Annotated in this window: 1 protein-coding gene; it reads right to left on the reverse strand. The window is 56.8% G+C overall.

Annotated features, from left to right (window positions below; all coding sequences use genetic code 11):
• Positions 1–671 (reverse strand): extracellular solute-binding protein (locus NZ653_10145; protein MCS7287477.1); only part of this gene is annotated, 671 nt, incomplete at both ends.

Raw genomic sequence — 671 nt, forward strand, 5'->3', positions numbered from 1 at the left:
AGGACTGTCTCGTAGTACTGCTGACCGAAGCCTTTCTCCCACACTTCTGGGTCTTTCATCACGCTGACGCGCGTGGGTGCGCCGCCGGCGATCACGCGCTGCTTGTCTACCGACTTAGAGGTGAGCCATGCGATGTAGGTCCATGCCGCATCGGCGTTCGCTGTGTTCTTAGGGATAGCCCAATGCCAAGCGCCTAGAACAGCTTTTCCACCAGGCACTTCGTACAGCGCGAACTTGCCTGCTAGCTCACCTGCGGGACCGTCTGGCTTGTTGAGCGTGGGCAGCATCCAGTTGTAGGAGATCATAGTTGCCGCCTCACCAGATGCCATGGCGCGCAAAGCTTCATCGAAGCCCCAGTTCACAGAGTTGGGTGGCGCCGCGTTCTTGTGCATCTCAATGTAAAGCGTGAGGGCTTTCTGCGCAGCCTCATTGTCGATGATCACATTGCCTGCGCTGTCAAGCAAGTTGCCGCCAGCTGCGTAGAGCCAGTTCTTCCACTCCTCGAAGATCTTGTAGCCCCTCTGCGGCTGCATGGCAGCGCCGAAGATGCCTTGCTCCTTGAAGAATTTTCCGATCTGGACGTATTCCTCTAGGGTTGTCGGCACCTGCAGCGGCTTGCCGTAAGTCTGCTGGTACTTAGCTTTGTAATCAGGGTTGTCGAAGAGGTCTTG

This window comes from Anaerolineae bacterium (genome assembly GCA_025062375.1).
GTDB lineage: Bacteria > Chloroflexota > Anaerolineae > SpSt-600 > SpSt-600 > SpSt-600.